General features: G+C 67.0%; 18 protein-coding genes. 7 read left to right on the top strand and 11 right to left on the bottom strand.

Annotation, left to right across the window (positions count from 1 at the left end; genetic code table 11):
* Positions 1–9: 9 nt before the first annotated feature.
* The 6 genes from ACEVQ6_RS12875 (at position 10) to katG (ending at position 9,708) form a co-directional block, all read left to right on the top strand.
* The gene (locus ACEVQ6_RS12875; RefSeq protein WP_374889397.1) at positions 10–1,527 is read left to right on the top strand and encodes a sugar ABC transporter ATP-binding protein; all 1,518 of its coding nucleotides are present in this window, start codon (positions 10–12) and stop codon (positions 1,525–1,527) included.
* Positions 1,520–2,521: an ABC transporter permease gene (locus ACEVQ6_RS12870; protein WP_374889396.1), complete on the top strand. Its 1,002-nt coding sequence runs from the start codon at positions 1,520–1,522 to the stop codon at positions 2,519–2,521. Before ACEVQ6_RS12875 ends, ACEVQ6_RS12870 begins: the two co-directional genes overlap by 8 nt.
* The gene (locus ACEVQ6_RS12865) at positions 2,518–3,519 is read left to right on the top strand and encodes an ABC transporter permease (protein WP_374889395.1); all 1,002 of its coding nucleotides are present in this window, start codon (positions 2,518–2,520) and stop codon (positions 3,517–3,519) included. Before ACEVQ6_RS12870 ends, ACEVQ6_RS12865 begins: the two co-directional genes overlap by 4 nt.
* 5 nt (positions 3,520–3,524) lie before the next feature.
* Entirely contained in the window at positions 3,525–5,105 is a 1,581-nt protein-coding gene (locus ACEVQ6_RS12860; RefSeq protein ID WP_374889394.1) for an FGGY-family carbohydrate kinase, read from the top strand.
* A gap of 34 nt (positions 5,106–5,139) precedes the next feature.
* On the top strand, positions 5,140–6,918 hold the full coding sequence (locus ACEVQ6_RS12855; RefSeq protein ID WP_374889393.1) for a thiamine pyrophosphate-binding protein: 1,779 nt from the start codon (positions 5,140–5,142) through the stop codon (positions 6,916–6,918).
* A gap of 615 nt (positions 6,919–7,533) precedes the next feature.
* Positions 7,534–9,708: a catalase/peroxidase HPI gene (katG, locus tag ACEVQ6_RS12850; protein ID WP_374889392.1), complete on the top strand. Its 2,175-nt coding sequence runs from the start codon at positions 7,534–7,536 to the stop codon at positions 9,706–9,708.
* Positions 9,709–9,925: 217 nt separating this feature from the next.
* Here katG and ACEVQ6_RS12845 read toward each other — a convergent pair whose 3' ends face one another.
* From ACEVQ6_RS12845 to ACEVQ6_RS12795, 11 genes are all read right to left on the bottom strand, one after another.
* Positions 9,926–10,096 carry a hypothetical protein gene (locus ACEVQ6_RS12845; protein WP_374889391.1) on the bottom strand — a complete coding sequence of 57 codons (171 nt, stop codon included), beginning with the start codon at positions 10,094–10,096 and terminating at the stop codon, positions 9,926–9,928.
* An 89-nt stretch (positions 10,097–10,185) separates the two neighbouring features.
* Positions 10,186–12,243, bottom strand: a complete 2,058-nt coding sequence (locus tag ACEVQ6_RS12840) for a bifunctional sugar-binding transcriptional regulator/dihydroxyacetone kinase subunit DhaK (RefSeq protein WP_374889390.1) — start codon at positions 12,241–12,243, stop codon at positions 10,186–10,188.
* Positions 12,244–12,483: 240 nt separating this feature from the next.
* Positions 12,484–13,122: a dihydroxyacetone kinase subunit DhaL gene (gene dhaL, locus ACEVQ6_RS12835; protein ID WP_374889389.1), complete on the bottom strand. Its 639-nt coding sequence runs from the start codon at positions 13,120–13,122 to the stop codon at positions 12,484–12,486.
* A gap of 11 nt (positions 13,123–13,133) precedes the next feature.
* Positions 13,134–14,141 carry a dihydroxyacetone kinase subunit DhaK gene (locus tag ACEVQ6_RS12830; RefSeq protein ID WP_374889388.1) on the bottom strand — a complete coding sequence of 336 codons (1,008 nt, stop codon included), beginning with the start codon at positions 14,139–14,141 and terminating at the stop codon, positions 13,134–13,136.
* A gap of 29 nt (positions 14,142–14,170) precedes the next feature.
* Positions 14,171–15,115, bottom strand: coding sequence for a carbohydrate kinase family protein (locus tag ACEVQ6_RS12825; protein WP_374889387.1), 945 nt, complete (start codon positions 15,113–15,115; stop codon positions 14,171–14,173).
* 13 nt (positions 15,116–15,128) lie between these two features.
* Positions 15,129–16,214 carry an ABC transporter ATP-binding protein gene (locus tag ACEVQ6_RS12820; protein ID WP_374889386.1) on the bottom strand — a complete coding sequence of 362 codons (1,086 nt, stop codon included), beginning with the start codon at positions 16,212–16,214 and terminating at the stop codon, positions 15,129–15,131.
* A gap of 11 nt (positions 16,215–16,225) precedes the next feature.
* On the bottom strand, positions 16,226–17,308 hold the full coding sequence (locus ACEVQ6_RS12815; RefSeq protein WP_374889385.1) for an ABC transporter ATP-binding protein: 1,083 nt from the start codon (positions 17,306–17,308) through the stop codon (positions 16,226–16,228).
* Position 17,309: 1 nt separating this feature from the next.
* On the bottom strand, positions 17,310–17,621 hold the full coding sequence (locus ACEVQ6_RS12810) for a hypothetical protein (RefSeq protein WP_374889384.1): 312 nt from the start codon (positions 17,619–17,621) through the stop codon (positions 17,310–17,312).
* A gap of 1 nt (position 17,622) precedes the next feature.
* Complete coding sequence (locus tag ACEVQ6_RS12805) at positions 17,623–18,456, bottom strand: carbohydrate ABC transporter permease (protein WP_374889383.1); 834 nt, start codon at positions 18,454–18,456, stop codon at positions 17,623–17,625.
* 1 nt (position 18,457) lies between these two features.
* The gene (locus ACEVQ6_RS12800) at positions 18,458–19,372 is read right to left on the bottom strand and encodes a carbohydrate ABC transporter permease (protein WP_374889382.1); all 915 of its coding nucleotides are present in this window, start codon (positions 19,370–19,372) and stop codon (positions 18,458–18,460) included.
* A gap of 171 nt (positions 19,373–19,543) precedes the next feature.
* Positions 19,544–21,034, bottom strand: a complete 1,491-nt coding sequence (locus ACEVQ6_RS12795; RefSeq protein ID WP_374889381.1) for an extracellular solute-binding protein — start codon at positions 21,032–21,034, stop codon at positions 19,544–19,546.
* 309 nt (positions 21,035–21,343) lie between these two features.
* On the opposite strand from ACEVQ6_RS12795, the gene ACEVQ6_RS12790 reads away from it, so the two are divergent.
* Positions 21,344–22,408: a site-specific integrase gene (locus tag ACEVQ6_RS12790; protein ID WP_374889380.1), complete on the top strand. Its 1,065-nt coding sequence runs from the start codon at positions 21,344–21,346 to the stop codon at positions 22,406–22,408.
* Positions 22,409–22,485: the final 77 nt, after the last annotated feature.

The following is a 22,485-nucleotide window of genomic DNA, read 5'->3' as shown; positions in this document are numbered from 1 at the left end:
TTGAAGTCCATGGCGGTTCCCGCATTGTCCGCAAAGGCGGTGTCGAAACGGTTCGGCCCGGTCAACGCGCTGAGCGATGTCGATTTCGTCCTCGAACCGGGCGAGGTCCATGCGCTGCTCGGCGTCAACGGCGCGGGAAAATCGACCTTCATCAAGATCGTCTCGGGTGTCTACACGCGCGATGCCGGCGTCATCGAGGTCGATGGCAAGCCGGTCGATTGCCGCACGCCGCAGGATGCGATGCTGAGCGGCATCGCCACGGTGCAGCAGCATCCCGAGCTCGTGCCGGATTTCACCGGCTACGAGAACATCTTTCTCGGCCGCGAGGCCGACCGGCCGAGTTTTCTCGCCCGCGTCGACCGGGCGGAACTAAAGCGGCGCGGCGACCAGCTGCTGTCGCGCTTTCCCGTCGACATCGACCTGTCGAAGCGGCTCGCCGACATGCCGGCGGTCGAGCGCGAGATCGTAGCCATCCTGCAGGCGCTTGCCGGCGACCACATCCGCATCCTCATCCTCGACGAGCCGACCTCGACCCTGACCGAGGTGGAGAAGGCCGTGCTTTTCCGGCTGATGCGCACGCTGAAGGCCGGCGGCATCTCCATCCTCTACATCACCCACCGGCTGGAGGAAGTGATCGAGATCGCCGACCGCTTCTCCGTCTTCCGCGGCGGGCGCAAGGTGGCGACGATGACGCCGACGGAGGCGGCCGAGCGCGGCCTGTCGCTCGCCGAACTGATGCTCGGCGAGACGCTCGGCCACGTCTTCCCGGAAAAGGCGGCAAGCGCGCCGGGTGAGACGGTTCTCGACGTGCGCGGCCTTGGCCACGGCCGCATCTTTTCCAATGTCGGCTTCGAGCTGAAGCGCGGCGAGATCCTCGGCATTTTCGGCCTGGTCGGCTCCGGCATCGATGAACTGTCCAAGGTGCTGTTCGGCGCCCTTCCCGCCGATGGCGGCGCGATGGCGCTAAAGGGCAGGCCGTTGAAACCCCGCTCGCCGCGCGAGGCGCTAAAGGCCGGCATCTTCCTCGTGCCCGGCGACCGGCGCATCGAGGGACTGGCGCTGACGCAGTCCTCGATCTTCAACATCACCATCGGCAACCTCTCCCGGGCCTCCGGCTTCGCCGGCATCCTGCGCCGGGCGCTGAACCGCAGGAAGAGCAGCGAATTCGCCAACCGCGTGGCCTTGAGCCCGCCCAATCTCGCCATGCCCGTGTCCGGCTTTTCCGGCGGCAACCAGCAAAAGATCGTCGTCGCCAAGGGCCTCTTCGCCGATGCCGACGTCTACATCTTCGTCGAGCCGACCGTCGGCGTCGACATCGGCGCGCGGGCAAAGCTCTACGGGCTGATGCGGGAGCTCTCGCGGTCGGCCGGCGTCATCGTCATGTCGAGCGACTGCGACGAGGTGCACGGCGTCGCCGACCGCAGCTTCGCCCTCTACAAGGGCCGCCAGGTGACGCTGCCCGGCCAGGTGATGACCCGCAACCAGCTGCTGATGGCCGGAATTCTTGGAGACGCCCGCCATGCATAAGAGCCTCCTGCCCGCCGGCTCCGGCCGGCTGATCGCCTTCGTCGCGCTCGTCGCCGTGCTCGCCGGCGCCTTCGCGCTCTACGAGCCACGCTTCCTGTCGAGCCAGAACCTCTCCGCCGTGACCCGGCACATGGCCGCAAACGGGCTCGCCGCCCTCGGCCTCACCTTCGTCATCATCGTGCGGAAGTTCGACCTTTCCTTCGCCGGAACGGCCTCCTTCGCCGCGATGACCATCGGCTTCCTCATCGCCAACGGCTTCGACCTCTGGTTCTGCATCCTGGTCGGCCTCGCCGCGGGTGCGGCCGTCGGCGCGGTCAACGGGCTTGCCGTCAGCTATTTCCGCCTGCCGGACATCGTCACGACGATCGCGACCGGCTCGATCGCCGGCGGCCTCGCCTTCCTCTATTCGCGCGGCCGCACGATCTTCCAGAACTTCATGAATTCGGGCATCATCGACCTCAACGACGCCCGCATCCTCGGCTACAGCGTCTCCTTCTTCTTCCTCCTCCTCGTCTATGCGCTCGCCTGGTTCTTCATGAGCCGCACCCGCTACGGCGCCTCCTTCCAGGCGACCGGCGAGAACCCGGTCTCGGCCTATTTCTCCGGCGTGCCGACGAAGCTCTACACCTTCCTCGCCTTCGTCATCTGCGGCATGACCTCGGTGCTCGCCGTCGTGCTGATCCTCGCCGAGTCCGGCACCGCCGATACCAACGAGGGCGCGAACCTCCTGATGCCCGCCTATGCCGGCGTCTTCCTCGGCGCGGCGCTCTTCGGCGGCACCTCGGTGCTGGCGACGCTCGCCGGAACCTTCCTCATCACCATGCTGCTCGACGGCTTCTCTCTGCTCGGCGTGCCCTACTACTATTCGGACGGCGTGGTCAGCGCGATCCTTCTCGCCGGCGTCCTCCTCTTCGACGCCCGCGTGCGCGCCATGGTGACCGACCTTTCCGCCTTCCTGATGCCGCCCGCCCGATCCGAGGAGAAACGGCCATGACCGACATCGTCGCAGAGCGCGTTTCCCGCGACCGGAGCCCCTCCATGCTTCCACGCCTCGTCAGCCGCTACTGGCTGGTCGCCACCCTCCTCGTGATGACCGCCGTCTTCGCCACGCTGAAGCCGCAACTCCTCGATCCCTCGAACGTCGCCACCATCCTGCGCACCTCGGCGCTGATGGCGATCATGATCCTCGGGCTGACTTGGCTGATCGCCGCCGGCAAGATCGACGTCAGCTTCATGAATGTCGCGGCCCTCGGCAACATGACCGCCGCCTATCTCCTGGCATCTGGCAGCGGCTGGACGGCGGCGGCCGCCGCCGGCATCGCCATCGGCGCGGTCGCCGGCCTCGTCAACGGCGTGCTCGTCGCGATCATGCGCATTCCGCCGCTGATCGTCACGATTGCCACCGGCGGCATCTGCGCCTCGATCGCGGCGGCGCTCGGCAAGGGTACCTCGATCCGCATCGCCGATCCCGGCATCTTGGGCGAGCTTCTCTATCTCAATTTCGGCCCGATCCCGCTGATCGCGATCGTCGTCGCGGTGATCTATGGCATTTCCTGGGTGGCGCAGGAAAAGCTGACCTTCGGCCACTACATCTTCGCCGTTTCCCAGAGCGAGGCGGCGGTGAACGAGGCCGGCATTTCCGCCCGCCGGCTGATCCTCTTCCTCTTCGTCTTTTCCGGCATCTGCTCGGCGGTCGCCGGCGTGCTGCTCGCCGCCAGCCTCTCCTCCGGCCAGCCGCTGCTCGGCTCCTCCTATTTCATCGACGGCCTGACCGCCGTTCTCCTCGGCGGCATGATGATCCGCGTCGGCAAGCCGAACGTCATCGGCACGACCACGGCGATCCTGCTTCTGTCCGTGCTCGTCAGCGGCAGCGCCATGCTCGGCTGGTCGGATTACCAGCGCCAGATCATCAAGGGCCTGCTGCTGCTCCTCGGCGTCGCCGTCGCCATGCGCATGAGCCGCCCCTCCTCCCCCCACACGTCCGGAGCCTGACGCCCATGTCCGCAAACGCTTACGTCATCGGCCTCGACGGCGGCACGGGCGGCGCCCGGGCGCTCATGTCCGACCTCGACGGCAATGTCGTCGCCATGGCGACGCACGAATACGACACGACCTTCCCGAAACCCGGCTGGGCCGAACAGACGCCGTCCGACTGGTGGCGCGCCGCCTGCGTCGCCGTGCGCAAGCTGATCGTCACCGCCAATGTGCCGGTCAGCCAGATCTGGTCGATCTGCGCCGACGGCACATCGAGCACGCTGGTGGCGCTCGACGAACAGGGCGAGCCGACCATGCCGGCGATCCTGTGGATGGACAACCGCGCCTCGCTGCAGGCACGCCGCATGCTGCAGACCAATGATCCGGCGCTGCGCCGGACCCGCCTCGGCGTCAGCTCGGAAACGGGCATCCCGAAAATCCTGTGGCTGAAGGAGAATCGGCCGGACATCTATCGCCGCTCGCGCTGGTTCGTCGAGATGGCCGACTATCTTGCCTTGAAGCTCACCGGAAAGCTGACGCTCGGCCACAACCAGATCACCAACCGCTGGTTCTATGACGGGCGGCGCGGCGGCTGGCCGGAACGGTTTTTCGCCCGCATCGGTCTCGACGGCATCACCGAGCGCTTTCCCTCAACCATCCTGCCGCTCGGCGCGCCGATCGGCCGGATCACGCCGGAGGCGGCGGAGGCCATGGGCCTGTCGCGCGAGACCACCGTCGTCTGCGGCGGCACGGACGCCTATGTCGCCATGCTCGGCCTCAATGTCTGCGCCGCCGGTCGCACCGCCTTCATTACCGGCTCCTCCCATCTCGTCCTGCCGATGACCGACAAGGACATCGAGGTGCCCGGCATTTTCGGGCCGCATCCGGATTGCGTCATCCCGGGCCTCTTCGTCATGGAGGGCGGGCAGGTCTCGTCCGGCTCGGTCATCCGCTGGTGGCACGACCACATCGGCAAGGCGCTGAAACCCGGCGAGGACGCCTATGCGGCGATGATGCGCGAGGCGGCGGAGATCCCGATCGGCGCCGATGGTCTGGTCGCCTTGGATTTCTGGCAGGGCAACCGCAATCCCTATACGGACTATGACCTGCAGGGCGCGATGTGGGGCATGACGCTGAAGCACACGCCGGCGCACATGCTCCGGGCGCTGGTGGAATCGGTGGCCTATGGCACGCAGAACATCCTGCAAACGCTCGCCGACAATGGCGTGCCCATTGAAACCATGGTGATCTGCGGCGGCGCCACCCGCAGCCCGTTCCTGCTGCAGATGCATGCCGATGTCGCCGGCATCCCGATCGTCGTGCCGAAGGTGCTGGAGGCGACCGCCTTCGGCTCGGCCATCGCCGCCGCCGTCGGCGCCGGCCTGCATGGCAGCCTGGTCGAGGCGGCGGCGCATATGGTGCGCGAGGAGACCGTCGTCGCGCCGGACATGGCCGCGCATCGGCGCTATGCCGAGGTCTTCTCCTACTATAAGGACACCTATCAGGCGCTGCATCCGCTGATGCACCGCATGGCGCGCCGCGGCGAGGAGGCCCCGGCTGCGGAGGATGTGCCGCATCCGGCGGCCGGGCACGTCTCGGCCTGAGGAGCTGCGGCGGCAACAGATTCGGGAGGATTTCATGGCCCATATCGGCGATCTCGTGGCCGAGATGCTGGCGCAGTACGGCGTCGAATACGTCTTCGGCATGCCCGGCGGCCAGACGACCGCATTGCATGACGGTATTTCGCGGCGCAACGACCGCATTCAGCACATCCTGATGCGCGACGAGCGCAATGCGGCCTATGCGGCGGATGCCTATGCGCGGCTGACCGGCAAGCCCGGCGTCTGTGACGTCACCGTCGGCCCCGGCGCCAATCTCCTGCCGGCCGGCTTCCTCGAGGCGCTCAACGCCTCGATCCCGATGATCGGCATCGTCGGCGAACTGCCGCTCGATTGGCTGCCGCTGAAGGACAAGGGCATCGCCTCCCAGGGCTTCGACCAGCTCTCCTTCTTCAAGTCCTGCTCCAAGGATGCCTGGCTGGTACCCTCCGTCGCGGCCCTGCCCGAGCTGATCCGCACCGCGTTTCGCGTTGCGACATCGCCTCGCCCCGGCCCTGTGGCGCTCTTGATCCCGCACGACATCTTCGATGCCGACTGGGACGAGGAGAAACTGACGATCCGCGTCGACGACCGTTCTCGGCAGGCGCCCTATCTGCGCTCGAACGCACCCGCCGACGATATCGCCCGCGCCGCCGCGCTGATCCGCAAGGCGAAGCGCCCGGCGCTGGTCTGCGGCGGCGGCGTGCATGGTTCGGACGCGGCCGGGACGGTGACGGCCTTTGCCGACCGTTTCGGCGGCCTCGTCGTCACCAGCCTGTCGGGCAAGGGATCGGTGCCGGAGACGAGGCCCTATGCCGCCGGCGTGCTCAATCCGCTCGGCTCCTGGGCCGCGATCGAACTGATCCAGGAGGCCGACCTCATCGTCTGGTGCGGCTCGAAGGTCAGCCAGAACACCGGCATGAACTGGACGCTGCCGAAGCCGGACCAGGCGACGATCACCATCGACTGCGATCCGCTCGAACACGGCCGCACCTTCCGCCCGACCGTGCCGCTGCTCGGCGACGTGCGCGAGATCATCGCGGCGCTCGGTGCGGCCCTCTCCGAGGATTTCACCGGCACGCGGCCGGACTGGGAGGCGCGCATCGCCGCGGTGAAGGCCGACGGCGAGGCGCGCAAGGCCGAGGAGATCGCCGCCGACACCGTGCCGATTTCGCCGCCGCGGGTGATGGACGAGATCGCCAGGCGCCTCGGCGCGGACGACGTCATCGTCTCCGACGCCTCGTTTGCCGCCGGCTGGATCGCCGGCTACATCCCGGCGAAAAAGCCCGGCCGCCAGTTCGTCTATGCGCGCGGACAGGGCGCGCTCGGCTATTCCGTCCCCGGCGCCATCGGCGCGGCGGCGACCCGGCCGGACGTGCGCATCGTCACGGTCGCGGGCGACGGCGCCTTCTCCTACACGGTCGGCGAATTGGTGACGCAGGCGCAGAACCGCCAGCGTATTGTCAATGTGGTGATCAACAATGGCAAGCTCGGCTGGATCCAGCTCTGGCAGGAGCTTTACTTTAACAATCCGCAATCGGTGGAACTCGAAACCCAGAGCCTGAAGCCCGGCTTCGCCGCCGCCGCCGAGGGGCTGGGGCTGAAGGGCTTCTATGTCGAGCGGCCGGAGGAGATCGGCGCCGCCCTCGACGCCGCCTTCGCCCATGACGGGCCGTCGGTGGTGGAGGTGCGCATCGACGACCGCGCCACGCCGATCCACTCCTTCAAGCGCCGCCTGAAGGACGGATCCGACAAAGCGCGCCCGCGCCCCGGTACGGTCTACAAGCTGCGCGACTGGAAGATTTCGCCGGACCTCTGAGCCTGTCGGCAGCCTCCGTCCCGCCGGCAGCGGCGCGACGGAGGCTGACCGGTTTGTCGGCGTGTCATCATCACCGCCTCGAACGTTGCCAGCGCTCGCCCAGACATCCTGAATGCGTCACGGACAAGGGCTGGGCCCGATCGGGCCGGTGTTCGACCGTTTCAGACATCTCTTGAGCGCGTGCCATGTCGCCTCGAAGAAACCATCGTTGACGCTTCGGTTCGGACAGTCATCGCGGACTTCGTCTCGTCGACGTGGCTCAGGAGCTGTCCGCGAACCGAGCAGAACGCTCCGTCGCAGGCCCCTTCTCGACCCTGGGACATCCGGTCGCGGCTCACGCTTCATAAAATTATCGTATCGATATCTTAAGAATATATAATTGGAATTTATCGATCGCCTCTGCTACCCCGCTAGCCACCGCGAGGGAACGGCGCGCACGATGCCCATGGACCCGGGTTCACAGCCCTGTTCCTTCCGACGGTTCGGCGCATTTTCGGCGGGAGCGGGATCGCACCGGCGCCGGAGATTGCGGTCAAGACAAGAACATGGCGCATGGCCGGCGGACCCCTTTTCCCCGGACGTGACCGAAACGTAAAATTTCCAATGGAGGACGACATGGACGCAATCACTCCGAAAACGGCCGGCAAATGTCCCGTCATGCATGGCGGCAACACGGCCATGGGCAAATCCGTGACCGAATGGTGGCCGAACGCGCTCAACCTCGACATCCTGCACCAGCACGACGTGAAGACCGACCCGTTCGGCAAGGCCTTCGACTATCGCGAGGCGCTGAAGTCGCTCGACGTCGAGGCGCTGAAGGCCGATCTGCGCGCGCTGATGACCGAGAGCCAGCCCTGGTGGCCGGCCGACTGGGGCAGCTATGTCGGCATGATGGCCCGCGTCACCTGGCATGCGGCCGGCTCCTACCGCACCTCCGACGGTCGCGGCGGCGCCAACACCGGCAACCAGCGCTTCGCTCCGCTGAATTCCTGGCCGGACAACGTCAACACCGACAAGGGCCGCCGCCTGCTCTGGCCGATCAAGAAGAAGTACGGCAACAAGATCTCCTGGGCCGACCTGATCGCGCTCGCCGGCACCATTGCTTATGACGTCGCCGGTCTGAAGACCTTCGGCTTCGCCTTCGGCCGCGAGGACATCTGGCATCCGGAAAAGGACGTCTACTGGGGCGACGAGAAGGAATGGCTGGCGCCGAGCGACGGGCGCTACGGCGACGTGACCAAGCCGGCGACGCTCTCCAACCCGCTCGCCGCCGTGCAGATGGGCCTGATCTACGTCAATCCGGAAGGCGTCAACGGCAAGTCCGACCCGCTGGCGACGGCAGCCCAGATGCGCGAGACGTTTGCCCGCATGGGCATGGACGACGCGGAGACGGTCGCGCTGACCGCCGGCGGCCACACGATCGGCAAGACGCACGGCAATGGCAGTGCCGCCGATCTCAGCGCCGATCCGGAAGCCGCGGGACCCGAATTCCAGGGCCTCGGCTGGATGAACACCAAGGGGCGCGGCATCGGCCGCAACACTGTCGTCTCCGGCCTCGAGGGCGCCTGGACCAGCCGGCCGACCCAGTGGGACAACGGCTTCTTCGAGATGCTGTTCAAGCATGACTGGCATCTGGTGAAGAGCCCGGCCGGTGCCACCCAGTGGGAGCCGATCACGATCGCCGAGGAGGACAAGCCGGTCGACGTCGAGGATCCGTCGATCCGCCTGATGCCGATGATGACCGATGCCGACATGGCGCTGAAGGTCGATCCGGCCTACCGGGCGATTTCCGAACGCTTCATGAATGATTTCGACGCCTTCTCCGACGCCTTTGCCCGCGCCTGGTTCAAGCTGACGCACCGCGACATGGGGCCGAAGTCGCGCTATCTCGGGCCCGACGTCCCGGCGGAGGACCTGATCTGGCAGGATCCGATCCCTGCCGGCCGCACCGACTACGACGTCGCCGCCGTCAAGGCGAAGATCGCCGCCGCCGGCCTGCCGGTCGCGGAGCTTGTCGCCACCGCCTGGGACAGCGCCCGCACCTTCCGTGGCTCCGACTTCCGCGGCGGTGCCAACGGCGCCCGCATTCGCCTCGCGCCGCAGAAGGACTGGGAGGGCAACGAGCCGGCCCGCCTCGCCAGGGTTCTCGCCGTCCTCGAGCCGATCGCGGCCGAGACGGGCGCGAGCCTCGCCGACGTGATCGTGCTCGCCGGCAACCACGGCGTCGAGCAGGCGGCGAAGGCGGCCGGCTTCGACATCGCCGTGCCTTTCGCACCGGGCCGGGGCGATGCCACCGCCGCGCAGACGGATGCCGACAGCTTCGCGCCGCTCGAGCCGCTGGCCGACGGCTTCCGCAACTGGCAGAAGGCGGACTACGTCGTCAGCCCCGAGGAACTACTGCTCGACCGCGCCCAGCTGATGGGCCTGACGGCGCCGGAACTGACCGTGCTTGTCGGTGGCCTGCGCGTCATCGGCACGAACCATGGCGGCACCGCCCATGGCGTCCTGACCGACCGCGTCGGCGCCCTGACACCGGACTTCTTCTCGACGCTGACCGACATGGCCTATTCCTGGGTCCCGACAGGCAAGAACCTGTACGAGATCCGCGACCGTGCCACCGGCGCAGTGAAGTACACGGCGACCCGCGTCGATCTCGTGATCGGCTCGAACTCGATCCTGCGCGCCTATGCGGAAGTCTATGCCCAGGATGACAACCGGGAGAAATTCGTCAACGACTTCGTCGCCGCCTGGACGAAGGTGATGAACGCGGACCGTTTCGACATCCGCTGAAGGCCTGACGGACGCTGAGGGCTGACTGGAACAAAAGACCCCGGCTCATGAAAACGGCCGCATCCGGGTATCGGATGCGGCCGTTGTCATATTTCATATTTTTGCAGGTAGAGCGGGTCCAAACAGGACAGGTTCGTCGAACCTGCTTTATCTTTTCAACTTTGCCGCATGTCGGACTCCGAAGCGATTTGGCTTCGGTTGACGTGTTCGAGACGCCTCAGCGGGAGGTTGCCTTGTCGCGGGCGTCCTTGGCCGACTGCCCGCTGCCGGACGGATCCGTGCCGCGGCCCTCGCGCTCATGCGCCTCCGGGCCGGCGACGATCACGCCGGTGTCGTCCTCGTCGAGGGTTTCGTGGTCTTTCGGTGCCTGCTTGTGCTGGTCTGCCATGTGGGTTCTCCCGCTTTCCGATGGAGATGAAACGGGAAAGGCCGGGCAAGGTTCCATGGCCGCCGGAACGGACGCAGTGGCGTCCGGCCTCAGATCACCAGGGCGGCGCCGTCGCAGGGGTGGAGCAGCAGGGATTCGAGCTCGGCGTCGAGATGCAGGACGGAGATCGATGCCCCGGCCATGTCGATCGACGTGCAGTAATGGCCGATCCAGTTCGCGGCGATCGCGATGCCTTTTGCCGACAGCCGTTCCTCGACGCGGCGATAGAGGATGTAGAGCTCCATCATCGGCGTCGAGCCGAAGGAGTTGACGAGCACGGCGACCCGGTCGCCCGCGGCCGGCCGCATCTCGGAAAAGATCCGGTCCATCACCATGTCGACGATGTCGTCGGCGGCGCCGAGTTTTTCGCGCATGACGCCCGGCTCGCCATGGATGCCCATGCCGATCTCGATCTCGTCGGGGCCGATCTCGAAATTGTAGCGCCGCGTCTGCGGCAGCGAGCAGGGCTCGAGCGCAACGCCAAGCGTGAAGGTGCGGGCATTGGCCCGGCGCGTCACGGCCTCGCATGCGGTGAGCGCCAGGCCACGGTCGCAGGCCGCTCCGGCGATCTTGAAGACGAAGAGATTACCGGCGACGCCCCGCCGCCCGTCGCGGTCCTCGTAGCTGGCGGAGGCGATGTCGTCGGTGGTGATGACGGTGCGCACGGCGATGCCGTTCTCGGCGGCGATCTCGGCCGCCATCTCGAAATTCATCACGTCGCCATGGTAGTTGCCGTAGACGAAGAGGACGCCGGCGCCCCGGTCGACTGCCCGCACGCATTCGAAGATCGGGTCGGGCGGCGGCGAGGAGAAGACGTTGCCGACCGCGACCGCGTCGGCGAGCCCCCTGCCGACATAGCCGAAGAAGCAGGGCTCGTGGCCGGAGCCGCCGCCAATCACCATGCCGACCTTGCCGGGCCGCGGCCCTTCGCGGGCGATCAGCGCGCGGGGAAAGCCGGGCAGCGGCGAAAGATGGCGGTGATGGGCCTTCAGCGCGCCGGCGAGCATCTCCTCAATCACGTCCTGGGGATTGTTGATGAACTTCTTCACCTGCTCGCGGGCCGCGATCGCCGTCGTCTCGGCGCGCGGACGCCCGACGATGCGCCCGTCATCGTCGGCGACGCCCTCGGCCCTGAGGATGCCGCTCGCCGTCACCGCATCGGTGACGAGGACAGAGACGAGCTTGCCGCGCAGGGCGGCGAGGATCGCCGGCACCTTGTCGTTGCCGCCCGCAACCGCGATCCGGGTCGGGATGGCGCTGAGGCCCGCAAGCGAGAGGCCGACCACCCGCTCCTCCATCGGCCCTTCCACCAGCCGGCCGCGCTCGTCGATGAACCGTCCGGCGACGACGCCGACCGCCTTGGCGGCGAGGTAATGCTGCAGGATTCCCGGCTCCTCGAGGAGGCCGCTCTGGTGCACCGTCGAGTTCGGCCGGAGCGAGGCGATGCCGAAGATGATCCTGTTGGCGGCCGAAAGCTGGTCGAGCTGCCGGCGCAGCACCGTCTCCTCCTCGAGCATCCGGCGCATCGCGGGGGACGAGACGAGGAGGGGGGCGAGAATGTTCTCGCAGGTGCCGCCGAGCGCCTCGGCATAGGTCCAGGCGCAGTGCTGCGGGGTGGACAGCAGCCCGGCGGCCATGCCGCCCGTCGCCTGCAGCACGGTGACGTCCTGAAGGCCGGCCTTGCTGAGATGGGCGCCGACGGCAAGCACGCTGCGCCCCCAGACGACCGCGAGCCGGTCGCCGGACCGCACGAGCTTCTCCAGCACCTGCGCGCCGACCACGCCGAGGCGGTCGATCAGCGCCAGCCCGTCATCGCCGGTCGGCGCGACGATGCAATCATGCAGGCCGAAATGGCGCTTGAGCGTCTGGGCGAGGTTGAGCGAGGCGAGCCGCGACGGGTCGAGCGTGATGCGGATGATGCCGCGCTCGCGCGCATCGGCGAGATAGGCGTTCACCGTCGCGCGCGAAATCCCCATGGTCCGCGCGATGTCGCCCTGGGTCAGGCCCTCCTCGTAATAAAGCCAGCAGGCCCAGACCAGCGGGTCGTTGCCGAAGCGCAGCGGCATGTCCAGGCCGGCGCCGTTTTCCCCGGGCTTTTCCCTCACCATGCGTCGCGTCCGCCCTCTCGCCGGGCACCCCGCCCGTCATTCGTCCTGTCATCACGGGCCATGTCCGGCCGGGACGAGACCGCTCCGGCGCGGATGCCACGTGTTCGGTAGAAGCCCCTTACCTGCCGGCCGCCGCGTCCGCGAGCGGGCCCGTGCGGCCGATCAAAAGACAGGATCAACGGCGCCGGGCAATCCCGCCGCGCCGGCCCGCTTTCGGGACAGCGTCCGGCCGAGCCGCCCTCAGCGATCGAGGAAATCGCAGATGACGCCGATGACGATCGCTGCCGAGGCCGCACCCGGATCGATATGGCCGAGCGAGCGGTCGCCGAGGCGCGAGGAACGGCCCTTGCTCGCCACCATCGTCTTCGTCGCCTCCGCCCCGTCTTCCGCCGCCCTGCGCGCCGCCGCAAGCACGGCCGCGACAGGCTCGCCTGCCTCGCGCGCCTTGACAACGGCGATCGCCGCCGGCTTCCAGGCGTCGATCATCGTCTTGTCGCCGAGCTCGGCCTTGCCGCGATCGGCGATGCCGCGCGCCATCGCCTCGATGATCATCGGCGCATCGGCAAGATCGATCGTCCCCTGCCCCTTGAAGGCGGCGCCGGCCCGCATGAAGGCGGTGGCGTAGAGCGGGCCCGACGAGGCGCCGACGGCGTTGAGGAAGGATTTCGCCGCCGTGTTGAACATGTCGGAGGGCGTCGCCGTCTCGGGCGCGAGCGCGTCGAGCGCCTTCGCCACGGCGCTGAACCCCTGCTCCATGGCGATGCCGTGGTCGGCATCGCCGATCTTGCCGTCGAGTTCGCACAGATGGTCGCGCTCGCCCTCGATGCGCCCGGCGATCCGGCGGAACATGTCCTTGATGTCGGTGGCGGTCAGCTGCATCGGCCCTCTCCTCACTTGACCTCGAACATCGCGCAGTCGCACGGATGGTCGAGCAGTTCGGTCGTTTCGTCGTCGAGATGGAGGAGCGTGATCGAGGCGCCGGCCATTTCGAGGGAGGAGCAGTAGGTGCCGACCCAGGTCTTGTGGATGCCGATCCCGGCCCCGGCAAGGCGCTGCGCCACCCGGCGGTTCATGATGTAGAGTTCCATCAGCGGCGTCGAGCCGAGCGAGTTGACGAGGACCGCGACCCTGTCGCCGGCGGCCGCACCCATCTCGGCGAGGATCCGGTCCATGATGTCGTCGACGATGGCGTCGGCGCTCTTCAGCGTCTCGCGGAGGATGCCGGGCTCGCCATGGATGCCCATGCCAACCTCCATCTCGTCCTCGCCCATCTCGAAGTTCCAGCGCCGCGTCTGCGGCAGCGAGCAGGGCGACAGCGCCACGCCGACGGTGAAGGTCCGGTCGTTGGTCTTGCGGGCGATCCGCTCGCACTCGTCGATCGAGGCCATCCTGTCGGCGGCGGCGCCGGTCAGCTTGAAGACGAAGAAGTTGCCGGCGACGCCGCGGCGCTTCTCGCGCTCGCTGCGCGGCGCGGAGGCGATGTCGTCCGTGGTCAGCACCGTGCGCACCTCGACGTCGTCGAGCGCCATCATCTCGGCCGCCATGTCGAAGTTCATCACGTCGCCGGCATAGTTGCCGTAGAGGTAGAGCACGCCGGCGCCGCGGTCGACGGCGCGGGTGCAGGCCATGATCGGGTCCGGCGGCGGCGAGGCGAAGACGTTGCCGACGGCGCAGGCATCGGCGAGCCCCTTGCCGACGAAGCCGACGAAGGTGGGCTCGTGGCCGGAGCCGCCGCCGATGACGATGCCGACCTTGCCCTGGCGCGGGCCGTTGCGGGCGATCACCGCGCGCCCGTTCTCCTCCGATACGTGGAGGATGTCGGGATGGGCGGCGAGAATGCCCTCCAGCATTTCGTCGACGGCGTTGTTGCCGTCATTGATGATCTTCTTCGTCTGCATGGCGAACCTCCCGTTTCGATGCGCCCGTCTCAGCCCTGGCGGACGGCTTGCGTCTTCATGAACTCCATGACCTGGTCGAAGGAGACGATGCCCGCATCCGAACCGAGCCCGGTGGCGACGAGGGCCGCCGAGGCCTGGGCGAAGGCGAGCCGGGTCTCGAGGTCCATACCATGATGGAGCGCGACGATGTAGCCGGCATCGAAACTGTCGCCGCAGCCGGTGGTGTCGACCACGTCGACCTCGTAGGCTGGCCTGGTCAGCCGGTTGCCCGCCCGGTCGGCGTAGAAGGCGCCCTCGGCGCCGAGCGTGAAGACGCAGGCGTTCACCCCCCTGTCGAGGAAGAAAGCGGCGGCGTCCTCGACCGTCGTCTGCCCCGACATGGCGCAGGCCTCCTCGATCGACGGCATGAAATAGTCGATATGGGGCAGGAGCGGCTCGACCACGCCGATCGTCTCGGCGGTCGCCGCAATGAGATCGAAGGTGACGGTGCGGCCGCGCCTCTTCGCCTCCGCCAGCAGTTTCCGGCTCGGCTCGCCGTCGAGCGTCCTCAGGAGGCCCGTGCCGCCGAGATGGATGATCGGCGGTGCCAGCACCGCGTCATAGGTGTCCTCGGCGACATCGAAATGATCGGAGGCGCCGCGCTGGTGCAGCGCCGGGCGCTCGCCGTTTCGGCGGATGTTGAGGATGGTGGCGGAGGAAGGCACGCCGGAAAGCCGCTGCATGCCCGACGTGTCGATGCCGAATTTCTGCATGGTCGCGAGCATGAAGTCGGCCTTCTCGTCGTCGCCGACGGCGCCGACGGCAAGGCAGTTCAGCCCCATCTTGGCAATGTCGACGACGGTGCCGCCGGCGGTGCCGGCGACGGTCAGGCGGATCTCCTCGATGAAGTCGACCCTCCCACCCGGCGGGATCGCGTCGACCGGCCGGCCGAGCACGTCGAGGATGTAGAGACCGATAACGGAAACGTCGTGCATGCGTCCTTCCCTCCTATGCCTGCCGGCCGGTGATCTCGGCGACCCTTACCCCGTCGCGATAGAGGCTGACTTGGGCCGGATCGATGGCCACATGCGCCGTCGCCCCGCGCGCGAAGGGCGGGCGCCCGTCGGTCTTCGCCTTGATCACGGTTCCGCCGACATCGAGCGTGACAATGAAGCGGCCGGCGATGGTGACGTTCATGTCGCGCACCCGCGCCGGAACGCTGCCCGGCTGCGGCTCCGCCACGATCCGCACATGCTCCGGGCGCACGCCGAGGCGATAGTCTCCGGGCCCGAGATCGCCGCGCGACAGCGTGAGCGCGCCCGCCGTCAACGGCGAGGCGACGTTCGCGCCGACAAGCGTCGCCGGCGGAAAATTCATGCCGGGATTGCCGAGGAACCAGCCGGCGAATTCCGTCGCCGGCGTGCCGTAGAGCGTCGCCGGCGTGTCGTACTGGACAATGCCGCCGTCCTTCATCAGCGCGACGTTGTCGGCGAGCGTCATCGCCTCCGTCTGGTCGTGGGTGACATAGACGATGGTCTGGCGCAGCCGCTGGGTGACGAGCTTGAAGGCACGGATGAGCAGCAGCTTGGCGTTGACCTCGACATTGGTCGTCGGCTCGTCGAAGAGCACGATGTCGGAACGGCGCGCCACCGCGCGGCCGACCGCGACCTTCTGCCGGCTGCCGGCATCGAGATCGCCGATGAAGAGATTGCGCTTGTCGCGCATGTCGAGGACGTCGAGCACCTCGTCGATGCGCCGCGACCGTTCCGCCGCCGACAGCGAGGCGTCCTGGGTCAGCGGCAGGGCGATGTTCTCCTCGACGGAGAGCGTCTGGTACATGACCGGATACTGGAACACCATGCCGACATTGCGCTTGCGCGGCGGCAGCGTTCCCATGTCGCGGTCGTTGAAGAGGATGCGGCCGGAGGTCGGCCGTTCCAGCCCGACGATCATGCGCATCAGCGTGGTCTTGCCGCAGCCCGACGGCCCGAGCAGGCAGGTCACCTGCCCGTCGGCGAAGGTCGCGGTCATGCTCCTGATTGCGGTGAAGGTGCCGAAGGTTTTCGTGACGTTGTCGATGACGATCCGTGCCATGGCTCTTCCCCTTACGCCGCCGCGCCGCCGGTGCAGCGGCCGAGGAAACGGCCGCTCTCCCGGTCGAAGACCATGACGCTTTCCGGCTGGACCGCGACGGTGACCGCGCTGTCGATCGGTGGCGCGCCGATGGCGTTTTCCGCCGGATAGGCCGCGGTCAGCGATACGCCGTCGACATCGGCATAGAGCACGATCTCGGAGCCCAGATGCTCGACGATCGCGACGCGCCCTGCCCGGCCGGGCCCTCCGGTGCCGACGAGAACGTGCTCGGGACGGATGCCGAGGAGGAGCCGGCTCGACGCGATCCCCGGGGGAAGCCGGAAGGAGAAGCCGGCGATCCGCGCCTCGCCGCCGCTCGTCCCAGCATCCAGGATGTTGGCGCGGGGAAAGCCGATCACCTCGAGGCTGCGCACGTTCCTCGGTTCGAGATACATGTCCACCGCCGGCCCATGCTCGACGAGCCTTCCCGCCTCCAGCACGACGAGGGACTGGGCAAGCGTCAGCGCCTCCAGCGAATCCGAGGTGGCGTAGACGAAGGTCGTCTTCAGCGCCTCGCAAAGCTGCTTCATCTCGTCCATCAGCCGCTCGCGCAGCTTGTAGTCGAGGCCGACCAGCGGATCGTCGAGGACGAAGACATGGGCGTCCTTCATCAGGCCGCGGGCGACGGCGACGCGCTGCTTCTCGCCGCCGGAGAGCTGGTCCGGCGTCTTCTTCAGTAGATGCGTGATCGACAGCATCGCCGCCGTCTGGTCGACGCGCCGCGCCGTCTCCTCGCGTGGAGCCTTCGCGAGCCGCATCGGATAGGCGATGTTCTCGAAGACGCTCATGTGTGGGTACAGCGCGAAGCTCTGCGGCACGTAGCCGATGTTGCGGCCCGAGGGCGGCGCATGGGTGATGTCGCGCCCTTCGAGCAGGATGCGGCCGGAATCGGCCTGTTCGAGGCCGACGAGCAGGCGGAACAGCACCGACTTGCCGGCCTTGGGCGGGCCGCAGATCACGGTGAAGCTGCCCGGCTCGATCGACAGGCTCACGCCGTCGATCGCCTTCCTGCCGTGAAAGGCCTTGGTGACGTCCTGAAACTCTACCGCATGCATGTCAGCGTCCAATTCCGGCAAAATAGGGGGCGAGCAGGATGCCGAGGCCGAACATCAGCGCGACGACGCCGAGCAGGAGCACGATGCGCAGGATGCTGGCGCCGACGCCCAAGGTCCGCGGCACGTTGCCGACGGCGATCTGCACCAGCGTGGCGCAGACGAGGATCGAAAGGCCGATGCGGAACACCGTCACCGACCATTGCTGGGCGACGAGCAGGATGCCGACGACGATCAGCGTCATCAGCACGGCCTCCAGCCGGTCGATGAACGGCGTCTCGCGCGTCGTCCCGGTGTCTTCGGTTTCGGGCGTCATGTCACACCTCCCCGCGGACCGTGCCGAAGGTCATACCGACGAGCAGGTATTTCTGGAAGAAATAGATGAAGAGGACCGGCGGCAGGATGTAGATCGAGGTCAGCGCCGAGATGAAGGTCCAGTTGAGGCCGCCGTCCGAATAGGCGCCGACGGCGAGCGCATAGGGAATGTTCTGCGTCGAGACGCCGCCGATGATGAAGTTGAACAGGAACTCGTTCCAGACGAAGATCATGTTGAAGATGAAGGCGGCGATCAGGCCCGGCTTCACCTGCGGCAGCACGACGCGGAAGATGATGTGGAACCAGGAGCCGCCATTGACCCGGCCGGTCTCGTCGAAGCGCGTCGAGACGCCATCGAGGAAGCCCTTCAGGATCCAGACCGAGAAGGGGATCGAGAACATGGCGTAGAACAGGATCAGCGCCAGGTGGCTGTCCTTCCAGCCGAAGGCCACATACATCAGATAGACCGGCAGGATGACCGCCGGTCCGGGCAGCATGCGGATCGACAGCAGCAGGAACATCAGGAAATCCGTTCCCTTCGGCCGGAAGCGCGAGAAGCAGAAGGCCGCCAGGAACGAGACGAAGACCGCGATCACCACCGCCGCCACCGACAGGATGACGGAATTGGCGAGCTGCAGCAGGAAGGAGCGGTTGTTGACGAAGAGATCGACGTAATTGGCGAGCGTCGGGGTGAAGAACAGCTTCGGCGGCGTCGCCAGGATGTCGCCCCGCGTCTTGAAGGACGACAGGATGATCCAGGCGACCGGCGAGAAGAACAGGAGCGAGACCAGCCAGAGGACGACGTAGTAGACGCGGGCGCGCAAGGTTTCGGACATGTCAGCGTCCCTTCCGGCGGCGGTTGAGGATGAAGATGAACATCGAGGTCATGGCGATCGAGATCAAAAGGAGGAGCACCGAATAGGCCGACGACCAGCCCATGTTGAAGCTCTCGAAGCTCTGCTTGTTGAGCTCGACGGCGACGAGGCGGGTGGTCTGGCCGGGGCCGCCCTTGGTCATCGGGATGATCAGGTCGAGCGTCTTGAAACTGTCGATGGTGCGCAGCAGCACGCCGAGCATCAGGATGAACTTGCCGTGGTGCCAGATGACCAGCGAGACGCGCTTCGGCCAGGAGAGCCGGTCGATCTCGGCCGCCTCCAGTTCCGCCTTCGGCACGGAGCCGAGCGCCGCCAGCGTCATCAGCGTCATGAACGGCGTCCACATCCAGCAGTCGACGGCGAGCACCGCCCAGAAGGCGATCTGCGGATTGCCGAGGAAATCGATGGTGCCGGTCGGCGACAGCCAGCCGACGAGCGCGTTCAGCACGCCGAAGGTCGGGTCGTAGATGAAGCGGAAGAAGGTTCCGGTCGCCACCGGCGTCAGCACCATCGGCGTGAACAGCAGCGTCAGAGCGAGCCTGCGGCCGGGCATGTCCTTCGATCCCCAGAACAGGAAGCCGAGCAGGATGCCGAGCCCGGTCTGCACGGCGACGCCGACGCCGACGAAGAGGAAGGTGCGGCCGAGATCGCCCCAGATGCCGTTGCGGTTGCGGAAAATGTCCTGGAAATTGCGGAAGCCGAAGAATTCGGGCGGCATGCCCGAGATCAGCGAGAACTTGTGGAAGGAGAGCCCGAGCAGCCAGAGCGTCGGGATCGTGTTGAACACGACGAAGAAGGCCAGCACCGGCGCGAGCAGCGCGAACACGATGACGCGACGATTGTCCTTGAAGCCGGAGGGGCCGGGTGCTGACGCCATGATCTTTCAATCCGTAAGGTGTGCGGACAGGGCTGCGATACGCTCTGCGGGATCACCGCGAGGCCCACGCAGGCACGGCAATGCTGTCCTTCGGGCAAGGAAGGGGCGGCCCATCGCGTGCAAGCACGCAAACGGGAGGGCCGCCACCGGTATCAGATCACGCCCGCCGGCTCAGAGCGAGGTCGATCCGCAGGCATCCGACGGGCTTTCCGAGGCGAAGCCGTCGTCGTAGAGGATCTGCTGCTGCTGGCAGGCGATATAGTCGAGCGCCTGCTTGGCCGAGGCCGTGCTGCCGGTCATGAAGGAGGTGAAGCCTTCCTGCTGGACTGCGAGCATCTCCGAGTAGCGCGGATGGTGCCAGAAGTCGCGCGAGCGGCCGGTCTCCAGCATGTACTTGTAGGCCCGGTTCCACGGATTGATGCTCTCGAAATCCGGATTGGACAGCGTCGCCTTGTCGGTCGGGTTGCCGCCGCGCTTGGCGAATTCCAGCGTGGTCTCGGGCAGGTACCACCAGTTCATGAAGTCGATGGCGACACGCATCTTGGCGTCGTCGTTGAAGGCGTTGATCACCCAGGGCTGGCCGCCCATGCAGTAGACGCGTTTCGCCGCATCGCCGCTGCCGAATTTCGGCGGGGGCACGACGAGGACCTTGTCCTTGTTCTCCGGCGTGATCATCGCAAGTCCGACCGCGGCCCACTGTACGCAGGTCGCCACCTTGTTCTGCGTCCAGACGTCGATTTCCTCGGCGATGCCGTAGTTGGTCGCGCCGGGCGGCATGTATTTCAGCCAGGACTTGTAGAGCTCCATCGCCTTGGCGTTGTCGTCGGTGTTGAGGATGCCCTCGACCTGGCCGGTCTTCGGATCCCAGATGTCGCCGCCGCGGCTCCACATGATGGAAAGCTGCGGGCAGGTGCAGAAATCGTAGACGCGGCTGTACTGCCATGCGGCACCCCACAGGCCCTGGTCGGGGCGCGTGAAGAACTCCATGACCTTCTCGTAGTCCTCGGCGGTGAGGTTCTCGTACTCCTCGAAGGTCGAAGGCAGCTTCATGCCGTATTTCGCCTGGAAGGCTTCCTGCTCCTTCGGATCCTCGACGAGGTCCTTGCGCACGTAGAGCGCCATCGTGTCGCCTTCCTGCGGGAGGCCCCAGACGCTGTCGCTGCCGTCCGGATATTTCATGTAGGTGTTGACGACGGTGTCGGAGTACCAGTCGAGCTGCAGGTTCTTGTTCTTCGCGATGATGTCGTTCAGCTGCAGGATCCAGCCGGGCTTGGCGAGCGCGCCCAGCCACTGGCTGTCGGAGATGATGATGTTGTATTCCTGGCTCTTGGTGGCGAGCGAGGTCGCGGCCTTCTGGAACAGGTCGGCGAAGGGCGCCTCGGCGAAACCGAAGGTCACGTCGTAGCCGTACTTCTCCTTGACGAAATCGGCGAAGAGCGGCGACATCTGCACGCCGAGCGACGAGGGCAGCCAGCCGGCGATGCCGAGGATGTTCATCTCGATCTTCTGGCCGGCCAGCGGATGGGATTCCTGCGCCTTCAGCCGGTTGATGAAGGGTGCGGAGAACGCGCTGGAAAGGCCGGCCACCGCCGCGCCCTTCAGGATAGTTCTGCGCGGCAGGATAAAGCGTGCGGCAGGCTTGCCGCCGGTGTCTGCAGTCATGATGTCTCTCCTCCCAATGCCGCTGGCGGCTCCTCCCGCTGCGGCCGATCCGTGCCCGGGCTTCCTCAAGCCAGTCACTTTGACATTTGTTCGATACGATCTGTATTTTGTCAAGATTGCTTCTCGTCTCGGAAGGAATTTCTTGGGCACGCCCGGCGGTCAGGTCCGGATCAGGACCGTGCCATAGGGCTTGATCCGGCGAGTCCGCCGGGTGAAAAGGGAGCAAGGCCTGCTTCGCCGCATCCGCGATATCCGCAAGCGGGCCCTGAGCCGGTGTGCATGCGCCGGGACAGACAAGGACGAGAACAGATGCAGGACGACGCAAGCGACCTTCCGGTACGGGGAACAGGTCCCGGTTCGGCGCCCGGACAGGAGGGCACAAGCCTTCCCGTCCGGCTGGACCGGCTCGTCGACCGCGCGCGCGGCTATGTCGAGGCGGCGAGCTCGGCCAATACGCGCCGCGCCTATGCAGCGGACTGGAAGCATTTTTCCGGCTGGTGCCGCCGGGCCGGGCTCGAGATTCTTCCGCCGGAGCCGCGCGTCGTCGGCCTTTACATCACCGCCTGCGCCTCCGGCACCGCCGATGGTCGCAAGAAGCCGAATTCCGTCTCGACCATCGAGCGGCGCCTCTCGTCGCTGTCCTGGAACTACGCCCAGCGCGGCCTCGCGCTCGACCGCAAGGACCGCCACATCGCCACCGTGCTCGCCGGCATTCGCAACACCCATGCCGCGCCGCCGCGGCAGAAGGAGGCGATCCTGCCGGAAGACCTGATCGCCATGCTCGAAACGCTTGACCGCGGCACGCTTCGCGGGCTTCGCGACCGCGCCATGCTGCTCGTCGGCTTCGCCGGCGGGCTGCGCCGCTCGGAGATCGTCGGCCTCGATGTCGGGCGCGACCAGACGGAGGACGGGCGCGGCTGGATCGAGATCCTCGAAAAGGGCATGGTGGTAACGCTGCGTGGCAAGACCGGCTGGCGCGAGGTCGAGATCGGCCGCGGCTCGTCGGATGCGACCTGTCCTGTCGTGGCGTTGCAGACCTGGCTGACGCTGGCGAAGATCCCGGCCGGGCCACTCTTCCGCCGGGTCACCGGAAAGGGCAAGGCCGTCGGGCCGGACAGGCTCTGCGACCAGGAGGTGGCGAAGCTCGTCAAGCGCACCGCGCTTGCCGCCGGCGTGCGCGGCGACCTCAGCGAGGCCGAGCGCGCGCTGAAATTCGCCGGCCATTCGCTGCGCGCCGGCCTTGCCTCGTCGGCGGAAGTCGACGAGCGCCATGTGCAGAAGCAGCTCGGCCATGCCTCGGCCGAGATGACGCGCCGCTACCAGCGCCGGCGCGACCGCTTCCGCGTCAATCTGACCAAGGCGGCGGGCCTCTGAGACGGGCGCCTTCATCCGTGCCGCCAGAGTGCCCTGCGCGGATCCTGCCCTCCCATCCTTTCCCGTTCTGGCCGGCC

Source organism: Ensifer soli (genome assembly GCF_041928815.1).
GTDB lineage: Bacteria > Pseudomonadota > Alphaproteobacteria > Rhizobiales > Rhizobiaceae > JBHFEI01.
Note: the sequence above shows the minus strand (reverse complement) of the source record. Positions and strands in the feature narration are given on the sequence as shown.